At 68.4% G+C, this 15,126-nt stretch carries 10 protein-coding genes; 6 read left to right on the plus strand and 4 right to left on the minus strand.

Going from position 1 to position 15,126, the window contains the following annotated elements:
* Window positions 1-54 precede the first annotated feature (54 nt).
* The 5 genes from glgX to AC1DC5_RS02055 all read left to right on the plus strand — a co-directional run bounded on the left by glgX (window position 55) and on the right by AC1DC5_RS02055 (window position 8,752).
* Window positions 55-2,292 carry a glycogen debranching protein GlgX gene (gene glgX, locus AC1DC5_RS02035; protein ID WP_476864011.1) on the plus strand — a complete coding sequence of 746 codons (2,238 nt, stop codon included), beginning with the start codon at window positions 55-57 and terminating at the stop codon, window positions 2,290-2,292.
* A complete protein-coding gene (gene treY / locus AC1DC5_RS02040; RefSeq protein WP_476864012.1) occupies window positions 2,289-4,631 on the plus strand; it encodes a malto-oligosyltrehalose synthase in 2,343 nt (780 codons plus the stop codon). The genes glgX and treY overlap by 4 nt, the downstream gene beginning before the upstream one ends.
* A 28-nt stretch (window positions 4,632-4,659) precedes the next feature.
* On the plus strand, window positions 4,660-6,444 hold the full coding sequence (gene treZ / locus AC1DC5_RS02045; protein ID WP_476864158.1) for a malto-oligosyltrehalose trehalohydrolase: 1,785 nt from the start codon (window positions 4,660-4,662) through the stop codon (window positions 6,442-6,444).
* A 15-nt stretch (window positions 6,445-6,459) separates the two neighbouring features.
* Window positions 6,460-7,497, plus strand: coding sequence for an L-glyceraldehyde 3-phosphate reductase (gene mgrA / locus AC1DC5_RS02050; protein WP_476864013.1), 1,038 nt, complete (start codon window positions 6,460-6,462; stop codon window positions 7,495-7,497).
* Between the two features lie 169 nt (window positions 7,498-7,666).
* Window positions 7,667-8,752: an inositol-3-phosphate synthase gene (locus AC1DC5_RS02055; RefSeq protein ID WP_441404387.1), complete on the plus strand. Its 1,086-nt coding sequence runs from the start codon at window positions 7,667-7,669 to the stop codon at window positions 8,750-8,752.
* 86 nt (window positions 8,753-8,838) lie between these two features.
* Here AC1DC5_RS02055 and AC1DC5_RS02060 read toward each other — a convergent pair whose 3' ends face one another.
* The 3 genes from AC1DC5_RS02060 to mshA form a co-directional block, all read right to left on the minus strand.
* Complete coding sequence (locus AC1DC5_RS02060; RefSeq protein WP_476864014.1) at window positions 8,839-9,756, minus strand: DUF559 domain-containing protein; 918 nt, start codon at window positions 9,754-9,756, stop codon at window positions 8,839-8,841.
* A gap of 120 nt (window positions 9,757-9,876) precedes the next feature.
* Complete coding sequence (locus AC1DC5_RS02065; protein ID WP_476864015.1) at window positions 9,877-11,637, minus strand: formate--tetrahydrofolate ligase; 1,761 nt, start codon at window positions 11,635-11,637, stop codon at window positions 9,877-9,879.
* 58 nt (window positions 11,638-11,695) lie between these two features.
* Complete coding sequence (gene mshA, locus AC1DC5_RS02070) at window positions 11,696-12,982, minus strand: D-inositol-3-phosphate glycosyltransferase (RefSeq protein ID WP_476864016.1); 1,287 nt, start codon at window positions 12,980-12,982, stop codon at window positions 11,696-11,698.
* A gap of 161 nt (window positions 12,983-13,143) precedes the next feature.
* On the opposite strand from mshA, the gene AC1DC5_RS02075 reads away from it, so the two are divergent.
* Window positions 13,144-13,680, plus strand: a complete 537-nt coding sequence (locus tag AC1DC5_RS02075) for an N-acetyltransferase family protein (RefSeq protein ID WP_476864017.1) — start codon at window positions 13,144-13,146, stop codon at window positions 13,678-13,680.
* A 20-nt stretch (window positions 13,681-13,700) separates the two neighbouring features.
* Here AC1DC5_RS02075 and AC1DC5_RS02080 read toward each other — a convergent pair whose 3' ends face one another.
* Window positions 13,701-15,110, minus strand: a complete 1,410-nt coding sequence (locus tag AC1DC5_RS02080; RefSeq protein ID WP_476864018.1) for a family 4 glycosyl hydrolase — start codon at window positions 15,108-15,110, stop codon at window positions 13,701-13,703.
* Window positions 15,111-15,126 lie beyond the last annotated feature (16 nt).

Raw genomic sequence — 15,126 nt, forward strand, 5'->3', positions numbered from 1 at the left:
CCTACTTACAAGTAGTCTGTCTAGAGATTGTCCGCATATGCACGAGGAGAACACATGGAAGTCTGGCCCGGAACGGCTTACCCGCTGGGAGCCACCTTTGACGGCACTGGCACTAACTTTGCCCTGTTCAGCGAACGTGCCGAGCGGGTGGAGCTCTGCCTCCTGGCTGATGACCTGTCCGAGACGCGGATTGAGCTGACCGAGGTGGACGGCTACGTGTGGCACTGCTATCTGCCGCAGGTCCAGCCCGGACAGAAGTACGGCTACCGGGTCCACGGCCCGTATGAGCCGGAGCACGGCAACCGGTTCAACCCGAACAAGCTCCTGATGGACCCGTATGCCAAGGCCGTCCAGGGCCAGATCGATTGGGATCCGGCGCTCTTCACGTACGAATTCGGCGACCCCGACTCCCGCAACGACGCCGACTCGGCGCCGCACACGATGCACGGCGTGGTCATCAACCCGTTCTTCGAGTGGGACGGCGACCGCCAGTTGCGGATCCCTTACCACCAGTCGGTCATTTACGAGGCCCACGTCAAAGGCTTGACCGAGCTTCACCCGGAGGTTCCCGAAGAGCAGCGGGGCACCTATGCCGGCGTCGCGCACCCGGCGGTGATTGAGCACCTGAAGAAGCTCGGCGTCACCGCGATCGAACTCATGCCCGTGCACCAGTTCGTCAACGACGGCACGCTCGAGGAGAAGGGCCTCAACAACTACTGGGGCTACAACACCATCGGCTTCTTCGCCCCGCAGAACACCTACAGCTCGTCCGGCGATGTGGGGCACCAGGTCCAGGAGTTCAAGGCCATGGTCCGCGATCTGCACAAGGCCGGCATGGAAGTGATCCTGGATGTGGTCTACAACCACACCGCGGAAGGCAACCACCTCGGCCCCACACTGTCCTTCAAGGGCATCGACAACCAGGCCTACTACCGGCTGGTCGACGATGACATGAAGCACTACATGGACTACACCGGCACCGGAAACTCCCTCAACGTCCGGCACCCGCACTCGCTCCAGCTGCTCATGGACTCCCTGCGCTATTGGGTCACGGAAATGCACGTCGACGGCTTCCGCTTCGACCTTGCCTCCACGCTGGCCCGGGAGTTCTACGACGTGGACAAGCTGTCCACCTTCTTCGAACTCATCCAGCAGGACCCGATCGTCTCCCAGGTCAAGCTCATCGCCGAGCCGTGGGACATCGGCCCGGGCGGCTACCAGGTGGGCAACTTCCCGCCGCAGTGGACCGAATGGAACGGCAAGTACCGCGACACCGTCCGCGACTTCTGGCGCGGCGAGCCGTCCACCCTGGGCGAATTCGCCTCCCGCCTGACCGGTTCCGCAGACCTGTATGAAAGCTCCGCCCGCCGCCCGGTGGCCTCAATCAACTTCGTCACGGCCCACGACGGCTTCACCATGCGCGATCTCGTCTCCTACAACGAGAAGCACAACGACGCCAACGGCGAGGGCAACAACGACGGCGAATCGCACAACAGGTCCTGGAACTGCGGCGAAGAGGGGGACACGGACAACGACCACGTCCTGACGCTCCGCGCCCGCCAGCAGCGCAACTTCATCGCCACCCTGCTGCTCTCGCAAGGTGTCCCCATGCTGCTGCACGGTGACGAACTGGGCCGCACCCAGCAGGGCAACAACAACACGTACTGCCAGGACTCCGAGCTGAGCTGGATCCACTGGGATGCAATGGACCAGCCGCTGGTGGAGTTCACCGCCGTCGTCAACAAGATCCGCCGCGACCACCCGATCTTCCGGCGCAGCCGCTTCTTCGACGGGCGACCTGTGCGCCGCGGCGAGGGCGAGAAGCTGCCGGACATTGTCTGGCTGAAAACGGACGGCACCGAAATGTTGCCGGAGGACTGGGGCAGCGGCTTCGGCCGGACCATTGGTGTGTTCTACAACGGGCACGGCATCCAGGAACAGGACTCCCGCGGCCGCCGCATCACCGACGACAGCTTCGTGCTCGCCTTCAATGCCCACGACGACGACGTGGACTTTGCGCTGCCGGCCGAGGAGTACTCAAAGTTCTGGGACGTCCTGGTGGACACCGCGGACCAGGCAGACACCGAGAAACCGCTCAAGGCCGGTTCCGTGCTGAAGCTGGCGGCCAAGTCGATGGTCGTGCTCCGGGCGCACTCCGGCCCCGAGGTGGAGGTGGACTACTCCGCAGCGGCGTCGCTGGCCTCCATGGCCGAGCACGAGGAGGCACTCGAGGAGATGGTGGAGGCCCAGGACGAGGCCGCCGAAGCCGTTGCGAAGGCCACCGCCAAATGAGGACCCCGGTTTCCACCTACCGGCTTCAGATCAGGCCCGGCTTCACCCTCCAGGATGCTGCCGGGACCGTGCCCTACCTGAAGTCGCTCGGCGTGGACTGGATCTACCTCTCGCCGATCCTGACCGCGGAGAAGGGATCGGACCACGGCTACGACGTCACCGACCCCTCCGCGATCGACCCGGACCGCGGCGGCCCGGAGGGCCTGGCCGCCGTGTCGCAGGCAGCGCGGGACGCCGGGATGGGCGTGCTTGTCGACATCGTGCCCAACCATGTCGGCGTCGCAACCCCCGTGCAGAACCCGTGGTGGTGGTCCCTGCTCAAGGAGGGCCAGCAGTCCCGGTACGCCCCGGCGTTCGACGTCGACTGGGACTTCGGCGGCGGCCGGATCCGGATCCCCGTGCTGGGATCGGACTCCGACGTTGACGCACTTGAAATCAAGGACGGGGAGCTGCGGTATTACGACCACCGCTTCCCGCTGGCCGAGGGCACCTACACCGCAGGTGACTCCGCTGCGGATGACCCCCGCGAGGTCCACAGCCGGCAGCACTACGAGCTGGTCGGCTGGCGCCGGGCCGACGATGAACTGAACTACCGCCGGTTCTTCGCCGTCAACAGCCTGGCCGGCATCCGGGTCGAGCTCCCTGAGGTGTTCGATGAGGCCCACGCCGAGATCGTGCGCTGGTTCCGCGAGGGGCTGGTCGACGGACTCCGGATCGACCACCCGGACGGGCTGGCCGATCCGGAAGGCTACCTGCGCCGGCTCCGCGAGGTCACGGGCGGCAGCTACCTGCTGATCGAGAAGATCCTCGAGCCCGGCGAGGTGCTGCCGGCCGGTTTCGACTGCGAGGGCACCACCGGCTACGACGCCCTCGCGGACGTGGACCGGCTCTTCGTCGACCCCGCAGGGCAGGACAACCTCGACGCCCTGGACGCCGGGCTCCGCGGCGGCCAGGCCGCGGACTACGAGGACATGATCCGGGGTACCAAGCGCCGGATCACGGACGGGATCCTCCGCTCCGAAATGCTCCGGCTGGCACGGCTGGTGCCGTCCGGTGCCGGGCTCAGCATAGACGCGGCCGCCGACGCGCTTTCCGAGATCATCGCTGCCTTCCCGGTCTACCGCAGTTACCTGCCTGAGGGCGCGGATGTCCTGAAGGAGGCGTGCGAACTTGCCGTCCGCCGCCGTCCTGAGCTTGCCGACGCCGTCGGGCTGCTGCTGCCGCTGCTCCTCGACGCCGGACGGAAGCCGGGCGCCGAACTGGGACGCCGCTTCCAGCAGACCTCCGGGATGGTCATGGCCAAGGGCGTGGAGGACACCGCGTTCTTCCGCTACACCCGGCTGGGCACCCTGACCGAGGTCGGGGCCGATCCCACCGAGTTCTCGGTGGCGCCGGAGGAGTTCCACCACCGGATGGCCCGCCGCCAAGCCGAGCAACCGCTCTCCATGACGACGCTCAGCACCCACGACACCAAGCGCAGCGAGGACACCCGTGCCCGGATCTCCGTGCTCGCTGAGCTGGCGCCGGAATGGCAGGCCGTCCTGGCCCGGCTCCAGGAACTGGCACCGCTGCCTGACGGGCCGCTCGCCAACCTGCTGTGGCAGGCCATCGCCGGAGCCTGGCCCGCGAACCGTGAGCGCCTGCAGTCGTATGCCCAGAAGGCTGCCCGGGAAGCCGGGAACTCGACCGACTGGCTCGACCCCGACGCCGCATTCGAGGAGAAACTGGCCGCCGTGGTCGATGCGGCCTTCGACAACCCCGGCGTCAGGGCGGAACTGGAATCCCTGGTCGAACTCCTGACGCCGTATGGCGCCGTCAATTCGCTGGGCGCCAAGCTGGTGCAGCTGACCATGCCGGGAGTCCCCGACGTTTACCAGGGCACGGAGTTCTGGGACCGTTCGCTGACCGACCCGGACAACCGGCGGCCGTTCGACTACGGTGCGCGGCGCGCGGCCCTGGCCGCGCTCGACGCCGGCGACCGCCCGGCGTCGTACACCGAGGACGCGGCGAAGCTCCTGGTCACGTCGCGGGCGCTGCGCCTGCGCCGCGACCGCCCGGAGCTGTTCGCGGGCTACCGGCCCGTGGCCGCCACCGGGGCGGCCGCCGGGCACCTGGTCGGCTTCGACCGCGGCGGTGATGCGGGCGCGGGGGCCATCACCCTCGCGACCCGGCTGCCCCGCGGGCTGGAGCAGCAGGGCGGCTGGCGGGACACCGCCGTCGAACTTGCAGTGGATATGACGGACGAACTGACGGGTGCCACCTTCGGCCCGGGCGCCGTGGACGTGGCCGCCATCCTGGCCAGCTACCCGGTTGCCCTGCTGGCACCTGCCAAGCACTGAACGAACCACCGATATACGGAAAGCTGTGATCACTTTGCCTGCTGACGGACAGAAACGCTTTGACCTTTGGGCACCGGAAGCAGGCACCGTGACGCTGCTTGCCGACGGCCGGCAGTACCCGATGACACGGCGGCCCGGCGGAGACGGGGACGGGGGTGCCGGCGGGGACGGCTGGTGGACCGCGCCGGGCGCCCCCGCCGCCGGGGACGTGGACTACGGCTACCTGCTCGACGGGGACACCACACCGCTGCCGGACCCCCGGTCCCGGCGGCAGCCCGACGGCGTCCACTCCCTGTCGCGGACGTTCGACGCCGGCCGCCACGAATGGGCGGACGGGCAGTGGCAGGGCCGCGGGCTGCAGGGCGCCGTGATCTACGAGCTGCACGTGGGGACGTTCACCCCCGAAGGCACGCTGGACGCGGCCGCCGGGAAGCTCGGCTACCTCGTGGAGCTCGGCGTCGATTTCGTGGAGCTGCTGCCGGTGAACGGCTTCAACGGCACCCACAACTGGGGCTACGACGGCGTCCTCTGGTACGCCGTGCACGAAGGGTACGGCGGGCCCGCCGCGTACCAGCGCTTCGTGGACGCCGCCCATGCCGCCGGGTTGGGCGTCATCCAGGACGTGGTCTACAACCACCTCGGGCCCAGCGGAAACTACCTTCCGCGCTTCGGGCCGTACCTGAAATCGGGGGAGGGCAACACCTGGGGAAACTCGGTCAACCTCGACGGGCCAGGGTCCGACGTGGTGCGCCGCTACATCCTTGAGAACGCCGCCATGTGGCTGCGCGACTACCACGTGGACGGGCTCCGGCTCGATGCCGTGCACGCCTTCAAGGACGAGCGGGCCGTCCACCTGCTGGAGGAGTTCGGTGCGCTCGCGGACGAAGTCTCCGCCGATACCGGACGCCCCGCCACGATGATCGCCGAGTCGGACCTCAACGATCCGCGCCTGCTCTACCCGCGCGACGCCAACGGCTACGGCCTGGCAGGGCAGTGGAGCGATGACTTCCACCACGCCGTGCACGTCAACGTCAGCGGCGAGGCCACGGGCTACTACGCCGACTTCGAATCCCTCGAGGCCCTGGCCAAGGTCCTGGTTGACGGCTTCTTCCATGACGGCAGCTACTCCAGCTTCCGCGGCCGGCACCACGGCCGGCCCATCAACACGGCCGCGGTGCACCCGGCAGCACTCGTGGTCTGCAGCCAGAACCATGACCAGATCGGCAACCGCGCCACAGGCGACCGGCTGTCCCAGACGCTGGGCTACGGGCAGCTGGCGCTCGCCGCCGTCGCGACCCTCACCTCGCCGTTCACGCCGATGCTGTTCATGGGCGAGGAGTACGGTGCCACCACGCCGTGGCAGTTCTTCACCTCGCATCCGGAGCCGGAGCTCGGGAAGGCCACCGCGGAGGGCCGGATCAGGGAATTCGAGCGGATGGGCTGGGACCCCGCCGTCGTACCCGATCCGCAGGATCCGGAAACCTTTACGCGCTCCCGGCTCAATTGGGCCGAAGCCGGCGAAGGCGACCATGCCCGCCTGCTGGAGCTGTACCGACGGCTGATCGCGCTGCGCCGTTCGACGCCGGAGCTCGCCGGCCTGGGCTTCGAAGACACCGCGGTGGCCTTCAGCGAGGCCGACCGCTGGCTCCGCCTGCGCCGCGGCGGCGTGGAGGTGGCGATGAACTTCTCCGCCGGGCCGAACCGGCTCGCCGTTGCCGGAGCCTCAGTGACGCTGGCCACCGACGACGGTGTGCGCCTCGACGACGGCCAGCTGGACCTTCCGGGCCACAGTGCCGCCATCATCTCGAAGTAAGACAGGAAAATACGTATGACTTATGTTGGTGCAGGAACCCGTTACGACTCCATGCCCTACCGTCGGGTGGGACGCAGCGGGCTGAAGCTCCCCGCCATCTCGCTCGGCCTCTGGCACAACTTTGGCGACGACAAGCCCTTCGAAACCCAGCGCGCCATCCTGCGCCGGGCCTTCGACCTCGGCGTCAACCACTTCGACCTGGCCAACAACTACGGACCGCCGGCCGGTTCCGCGGAGACCAACTTCGGCCGGCACCTCCGGGATGACTTCGCCCCCTACCGTGACGAACTGATCATCTCCACCAAGGCCGGCTACAACATGTGGCCCGGACCGTTCGGCGAATGGGGCTCCCGCAAATACCTGCTCGCCAGCCTGGACCAGTCGCTGAACCGGATGGGCCTGGATTACGTGGACATCTTCTACAGCCACCGCCCGGACCCGGAAACGCCGATGGAAGAGACTATGGGCGCCCTGGACCAGGCCGTCCGCTCCGGGAAGGCCCTCTACGCCGGCATCTCCTCCTACACTCCGGAGCAGACCCTCGAGGCCGCCCGGATCCTCAAGGAGCTCGGCACCCCGCTGCTGATCCACCAGCCGAGCTACTCCATGCTGAACCGCTGGACCGAAAACGGCAGCCCGAACCTCTATGAAGCACTGGAACAGGTGGGGGCGGGCTCGATCGCGTTCTCGCCGCTGGCGCAGGGCATGCTGACCGGCCGCTACCTGGACGGGATCCCGGCCGATTCCCGCGCCGCGCAGGAAAAGTCTCTGGCCGAGGACAGCATCACGGAGGACAAGCTGGACCGCGTGCGGGGTTTGCACCGGATCGCCGAAAGCCGGGGGCAGTCCCTCGCGCAGATGGCCGTCGCCTGGATCCTGCGCGAGCAGGGCAAGGGTTCTTCAGTGACGTCCGCGCTGGTCGGCGCGTCGAGCGTCCGGCAGCTCGAGGACACCCTCTCCGCGATCAACAACCTCGACTTCACCGCGGAGGAGCTGACGGCGATCGACGAGTTCGCCGTCGAGTCCGACATCAACCTGTGGGCCCAGAAGTAGGCGGCACCGCCTCCCCGTAACACCGACGGCGCGGCGGCCGGGAACAACCCGGGCCGCCGCGCTGTTGACTAGAATGCTAAGGGCGCCGTACGGCGCCGTGCCCGCTGCCGCCGTCGTGCATCAGAGTACTTCCGCGCCGGGCATATGAAGTTGTCCCCAAAGGAGTTCCGTGTCTTCACATCCGATTCGTGTTGCAATCGTCGGCGTAGGTAACTGTGCCACTTCCCTGGTCCAGGGCGTTGAGTACTACCGGGATGCCGATCCCCAGGCCACGATTCCGGGTCTGATGCACGTGGAGTTCGGCAAGTACCACGTCAACGACGTCCAGTTCGTTGCCGCGTTCGACGTCGATGCCAAGAAGGTCGGCCAGGACCTGTCCGCCGCCATCCTGGCCAGCGAAAACAACACCATCAAGATCGCCGACGTCCCGCCGGCCGGTGTGACGGTCCAGCGCGGCCCGACCCTCGACGGCCTCGGCAAGTACTACCTCGAGACCATCGAGCAGTCCCCGGAGGAGCCGGTCGACGTCGTCCAGGCCCTCAAGGACGCCAAGGTTGACGTTATGGTCTGCTACCTGCCGGTCGGGTCGCAGGAAGCCGCGGAGTTCTACGCCCAGTGCGCGATCGACGCCGGCGTGGCCTTCGTTAACGCCCTTCCGGTCTTCATCGCCGGCACCAAGGCCTGGGCTGACAAGTTCACCGCCGCCGGTGTCCCGATCGTTGGCGATGACATCAAGAGCCAGATTGGCGCCACCATCACGCACCGCGTCATGGCCAAGCTGTTCGAGGACCGCGGCGTCACCCTGGACCGCACGTACCAGCTGAACGTCGGCGGCAACATGGACTTCAAGAACATGCTGGAACGCGACCGCCTCGAGTCCAAGAAAATCTCCAAGACCCAGGCAGTCACGTCCAACGTGGAAGCCGAGCTCGCGGCCAAGGACGTGCACATCGGCCCGTCGGACTACGTCCAGTGGCTCGATGACCGCAAATGGGCCTTCGTCCGCCTCGAGGGCCGCAACTTCGGCGACGCCCCGGTGTCGCTGGAATACAAGCTGGAAGTCTGGGACTCGCCCAACTCCGCCGGCGTGATCATCGACGCCGTCCGCGCCGCCAAGATCGGCCTGGATCGCGGCGTCGGCGGCCCGCTGCTCTCCGCGTCGAGCTACTTCATGAAGTCCCCACCGGAGCAGTTCAACGACGACCTCGCCCGCGAAAAGGTCGAGGCTTTCATCCGCGGCGACCTGGAGCGCTAACCCCCTCCGCCTCCCTCGAGTTGCCCTATCACTTACGGCGCCTAAACAGCCGGTTTAGCCGCCACAAGTGATAGGGCAACCGGCGTTTAACGGCCGTGGAGCGCGAGCCGGACCCGTCGGACGGCACCGCGGAAGTCATCCGCCAGGTCGTCCGCGTTGAATTTGAAATAGCGCCAGCCTGCCGCGTTGAACTTTTCGTCGCGGCGGTTGTCGCGGGACTGTTGTTCGCGCGTGAGGTGGTGGCCGCCGTCGTACTGGATTGCAACCCTTTGCCTCCGGTATCCGAGGTCGGCAGCGGGGGAGAGAGGGTCGTACGGCGCCATCCTGAGCTGCAGCTCGGGCTCCGGCAGCCCGGCAGCGGTCAATGCCAGGCGCAGGAAGGTTTCCGGCGCGGAGTCGGAGCCGGGCCGGATGAGCTCCAGCGCCTGACGCGCTTTCACGATTCCTTTGAACTTGGGGTGCCGGGTGAGCATGGCCGCGAGCTGGGGCAGCGTCGCCCATGGCTCCGAACGGCCCTCCAGCTCCAGACGGGGCTGCCGCACCAGCTGGTCGCCCAAGGCCACAAGATCCTCCAACGTCAGGAGACGGGCAAGGTCCAGCCACGTCCGGGCAGGCGTTGAAATCCGGATGCCGTCCCAGACCATGAGCTCGTCGTCGAATGCGAGAACGGTATGCCCCACAACGCCCTCGCGCCGGACGGGCGGCAGGGCCTTCGGCTTGCTGAGATGGAGCTCCCGGCAGCCCCGAGACCACGACGGGAGCCACAGCCCCAGCAACACAGCGGCGGTAACGTGCGATATCCACGCGCCCGGCGTTGCGGCCGAAAGGGCACGGGCCAGGCCGCGGAGCTCGAACTCCCAGCCGGCGGGCAGGTAGAGCAACCGGCCGGCCGTCTCGAGGTCGGAAGCGCGGAGCCGTGACGTTCCCAGCGTCGCGGCCCGCGCCTCATAGACGGTGAACGGGGCCGAGGCGAGGTGGGCCGGCAGGGCAGCAGGTGGTCGCATGCGGACCATTCTTATTCGAACGCCGGATCCCCGCTCCGGTTATCCACAGGGGCCCGTTGAGCTATCACTTTTGGTCCCCATCCGCCGGGAATGGCAGCCAAAAGTGATAGCGCAACGGGGTTAGAAGAGGCCGACGGGGTTGCCGTCGGCGTCGACGTCCATGCGCATCGCGGCCGGGACCTTGGGCAGCCCCGGCATCGTCATGACCGCGCCGGTGAGCGCCACGATGAAGCCCGCCCCGGTCTTGGGAATCAGGTCGCGGACGTGCACGGTGAAACCCTTCGGCGCGCCGAGCTTGCCGGCGTCATCGCTGAAGGAGTACTGCGTCTTCGCCATGCAGACCGGGAAGCCGGACCAGCCGTTCTTCTCGATTTCCGCGAGCCGTTTGAGCGCCGGGACGGAGAAATCCACCCCGTCGGCGCCGTAGATCTCCTGCACAATCGTCCGGATCTTGTCCTCCACCGACATCTCCAGCGGGTACAGGTGCCGGAAGGTGTGCGGCGCGTCGATCGCCGCGGCAACCTTGGCCGCGAGTTCGTCGCCGCCGTCGCCGCCCCCGCCGCGGCCCCAGACGTCGGCCACGGCCGCCTGGACGCCCTCGGCGGCGCACCACTCCAGCAGCCAGTCCAGCTCCTCCGCGGTGTCCGTGGCGAACTTGTTGATCGCCACCACCGGCGTGATCCCGAACTTCTCCACGTTCCGCACATGGCGCTGAAGATTGACGACGCCGGCAGCCAGCGCGTCCAGGTTGGGTTCCTTCAGCTGGTCCTTGGGGACGCCGCCGTGCATCTTCAGGGCGCGGACCGTCGCCACCACAACGACGGCGGACGGCGCGACGTCGGCGACGCGGGACTTGATGTCCATGTACTTCTCCGCGCCGAGGTCGGCGCCGAAGCCGGCCTCGGTGATAACGATGTCCGCGAGGCTGCGGGCCGTCTGGGTGGCGATCAGGGAATTGCACCCGTGGGCGATGTTGGCGAAGGGCCCGCCGTGGACCAGGGCCGGGGTCCCTGCGATGGTCTGCACCAGGTTCGGTTTGATGGCGTCCTTGAGCAGCATGGTCAGGGCACCCTGGACACCCAGCTCGGCCACCGTGACCGGCCGCCGGTCGTAGGTGTAACCGAACGTGATCCGGCCCAGCCGTTCCCGAAGGTCGGAAAGGTCCGTGGCGAGGCAGAACACCGCCATGATCTCCGAGGCCACGGTGATGTCGAAGCCGTCCTGCCGGGGGATGCCCTGCGTCGGGCCGCCCAGGCCGATCACCACCTCGCGCAGCGAACGGTCGTTCATGTCCAGCACCCGCTTGAAAGTCATCCGGCGCGGGTCGATGTTCAGGTCGTTGCCCTGGTAGATGTGGTTGTCCACGAGCGCCATCAGGGCGTTGTTCGCCGAGGTGACGGCATGGAAGTCGCCGGTGAAGTGCAGGTTGATCTCGTCCATCGGCAACACCTGGGAGTAGCCGCCGCCCGTGGCGCCGCCCTTCATGCCCAGGATCGGGCCGAGCGAGGGTTCGCGCAGGGCAATCATCACCTTGTGGCCGGCCCGGGCCAGGGAGTCAGCCAGCCCCACCGTGGTGGTGGACTTGCCCTCGCCGGCGGGCGTGGGCGACATCGCGGAGACCAGCACCACCTTGCCGGGGGCACGCGGCGGGCCGCCCGCCGTCGAACCCGTGAGCTTGGCCGGATCGATCTTCGCCTTATACCGGCCGTGGAAGTCCAGGGCCTCGGCGTTGATCCCGGCAGCGGCGGCAATCTCCTCGATCGGCCGCATGGTGGCCCGCTGCGCGATCTCCAGGTCATTCAGGGCGGCTGCCCCCGCGGCAGCGGTGTCGGGCACGCCACCAGTGGTGGCGGCGGTTCCGGGAATCGTGGTTTCAGACATCGTTGTCCTTTGGCTCGTGGCGTCGCTGGGTGTGACGGCCAGTGATTTCAGGCCGCTGTTACCGGCCCATGGTTCCGGCTGAGGGCGCGTGGCCCACCGGAATGGTCAGGTTTCCAAAATACTGGCTCAGTGCGGTGTGGTAGCTCTCCAGCGTGATGGCGGCGGTGCGCTGCCAGCCGAATTCCTGCGCGTGCAGGGCCGCCGCGCGCCCCATGTCCTCACGGGTCGCGGGGTCGTCGTAGAGGGCTTCCAGGGCGTCGGCCCAGTCGGCGGCTTTGTGGCCCTCCACAAGCATCCCGGTGCGGCCGTCGAAGATGGCGCGGGACAGCCCGCCGACCTTGGTGGCCACCACCGGCGTGCCGCAGGCCTGGGCTTCGAGCGCCACGAGACCAAAGGATTCGCTGTAGGAGGGCATCACCACGACGTCGGCGGAACGGTACCAGCCGGCGAGTTTCGGTGCGCTGACGGGCGGATGGTGCGTGACGACGTCGTCCAATCCGGCGGCGCTGATCAGCGACTTCAGGTCGAAGTCCTTGGAGCCGCTGACCGCGCCGACGATGGTCAGCTGGAGGTCGATGTCCGGACGCCGTGCCCGCAGGAGGGCGGCGGCCTTGATGAGGATCTGCGGTCCCTTGAGGCGCTGGATCCGCCCGGCGAACAACAGGTGGAAGCGGCCCGGCGGCACCCCGTGGGCGGCCCGGGCCCGGCCGCGGAAGGCGGGCGTGAAGATGTCCAGGTCCACGCCCGGCGGGGCGACATCGATGTGGTCGTTGTCGGCGTTGTAGTGCGAGACCAGTTCCGCCGCCTCGGTGCCCGTGTTGGCGATCAGCCGGGTGGCGCCGTCGACAATCCGTTGCTCGCCGTCCTCGCGCCGCCGCGGTTCCGGCTGCTCACCGGAGACCAGCAGGAGGTTCTTCACCTTGGCCATGGTGTGCATGGTGTGCACGAGCGGAAGGCCCCACAGGCCGGCGAGCTCGAGCCCGGCCACCCCGGAAACCCAGTAGTGCGAATGGATCACGTCGTACCGGCCGTGCGGCTGGAGCTGCCGGATCCGGTCGATCTCGGCCACCATGCTGTGCAGCAGTTCGGGCAGTTCTTCCTTGGGCAGTTTCCGGGGCGGTCCGGCCAGGACGTTGTGGACGCAGACCCCGGGGGAGGGGTGCTCGACGGCGGCCTGCGCGGCGGACGTGGACCGGGTGAAGATCTCCACTTCGACGCCGGTCTCGGCCAGGGCCGCCGCGAGGGCGCGGATGTACACGTTCATGCCCCCGGCGTCCCCGGAACCGGGCTGCTCCATCGGCGAAGTGTGCAGGGAGAGGAAGGCGACGCGGCGTATCAGCGACATTGCTCTCCTTTCCCCAGCCGGTACGGATGCTCCCGGTCACGTCCTGGTGAACACTGCCGGAATTGCATTTCGATAAAACATTACTCCTGAAGTCCCCGCGGGTTCACCGGCCGGAGGGCGGCGCCGGTCACAGGGCAGGGCGTGCTGCTAACGTGACGGCTGTGAGCACACGCGACGAGACAGCATCCACCGGCCCCGGCTGGGAAATCCGTCCGGCCACCGGCGCGGACTGGCCGGCGATCTGGGCGATCCTTGAGCCCGTCATCACGGCCGGGGAGACCTTCACCTGGGACCGGGACACCACCGAGCACCAGGCCCGCGAACGCTGGTTCAAGCAGCCCCCGGGCCAGACCTTCCTCGCGGTAGGGCGGGGCGAGCTCGACGGCGTTGTCCTGGGCACCGGCGAGCTGCACGCGAACCAGGGCGGCGGCGGAAGCCACGTCGCCAATGCCGGGTACATGGTCCATCCCGCACACGGGGGCAAGGGGCTGGCCCGCGCCCTGTGCGCCTACTCCCTCGACGCGGCACGGGCCGCCGGGTTCCGCGCCATGCAGTTCAACGCCGTCGTGGAAAGCAATGCCCGGGCCGTTTCTGCCTGGCAGTCCATGGGCTTCGAGGTGCTGGCCACCATCCCGGAAGCTTTCCTGCACCCGCAGCTGGGTTACGTGGGCCTGCACCTGATGTACCGCAAGCTGTAGCCGCACCGGGCCCGGTTTCCTCAGCCCCGGAAGAGCGCCCGCAGTTCCGGGAACGCGGACTGGTACCCGGCCAGCAGTTTTCCCGCGAGGTCCCCGGAACCGACCAGGGGGTGCCCGGCGAAGGCGGCCAGTGCCGCTTCCCGGCGGCCCGCCCCGGAGGTCCCGGCACCCCGGCTGGTGGCCGTGACGACGAGGCGTTCGACGTCCTTCACCTGCCGGAGCAGGGCCAGCTGCGCCGGCGCCGGACGGTCCTGCCGCAGGGGGACGACGCCGTCGGGAGTCACCCGGCAGGGAACCTCGACGACGGCGTCCGCCGGCAGCCCCGGAATCGCCGCCGCCGCGGCGCCGTTCCCCGCGTCGCTGGTGGTGTTGGGGGTGTTCAGGATCAGTTCCGCCGGCCCGCCGCCGGAGAGCGCGCGCATGACCGCGAGCGCGACCCGTTCGTAGCCGCCCCCGGCCAGGTCCGTCTCATCGCGGCGCTCGCCGGCCGGGCGGGCCTCGGCGAGGTAGCCCTCTTCGCGGGAGCGGCGGGCGGCGTCCCACAGCCGGTAGGCCCCGGGCCCGGCCGCGGCGAGCCGCGGATACAGCTCGCTCTGCTGCCGGTCGATGGACTCGCCGCGGGTTGTGGGGGAGGAGCGGATGCCGGCCAGGGCACGCCCGGTCTCGTAGAAGTAATAGAGGTATTCGTTGGGCAGGCACCCCAGATCCGCCAGGAAGGGCTGCGGAAACAGCCGGCCCTCCTCGAAGCCGGCCAACGCGCCGGCGTCAGCGAGCAGCCCGGGCAGCACGTCCCGGCGGCCGGACTCCAGCCGGTACAGCCAGCCCAGATGGTTCAGCCCGTAGTAGCCCACGCCGTCGAGGGTGCCCTCGGGAAGCTCGACGCCGGCGGCGTGCGCCGCCCGGTAAACCAGCCCGCTGGCCGAATCGCAGATGCCGACCACCTTGCGGCCGAGCACCGGAACCAGCGCCTCGGTGACCATGCCGGCCGGGTTCGTGAAGTTCAGCAGCCACGCATCTGGGCAGTGGCGCCGCATCTGCTTTGCGAGTTCGAGCATGCGGGGGATGGACCGCAGCGCATAGGAGATGCCGCCGGCTCCCGTAGTCTCCTGGCCCAGGAGCCCCAGGTCCAGGGCCACCCGCTCATCGGCGGTGCGGCCGGCTGTCCCGCCGGGCCGGATCGCGGCAAACACCAGGTCCGTGCCGGTGAGCGCCTCGGCCAGGGACGTGGTGGCCCGGACCGCGGGAAGGGCGGCGCCGGACGGTTGCTGCGCCGCGAAGGAAGTGAGGACGGCGTTGATGGCGGCGAGCCGGCCGGGATCGACGTCGTACAGCACCAGTTCCCGGACCAGCCCGGCGAAGGGCCCCGTGCAGAGCGCCCGGTAGACCAGCGGTACCCGGAATCCGCCGCCTCCGGCAATCATCAGCCGCATGCGGACAGTTTATGCA

This window comes from Arthrobacter sp. 10L424, from assembly GCF_056395325.1.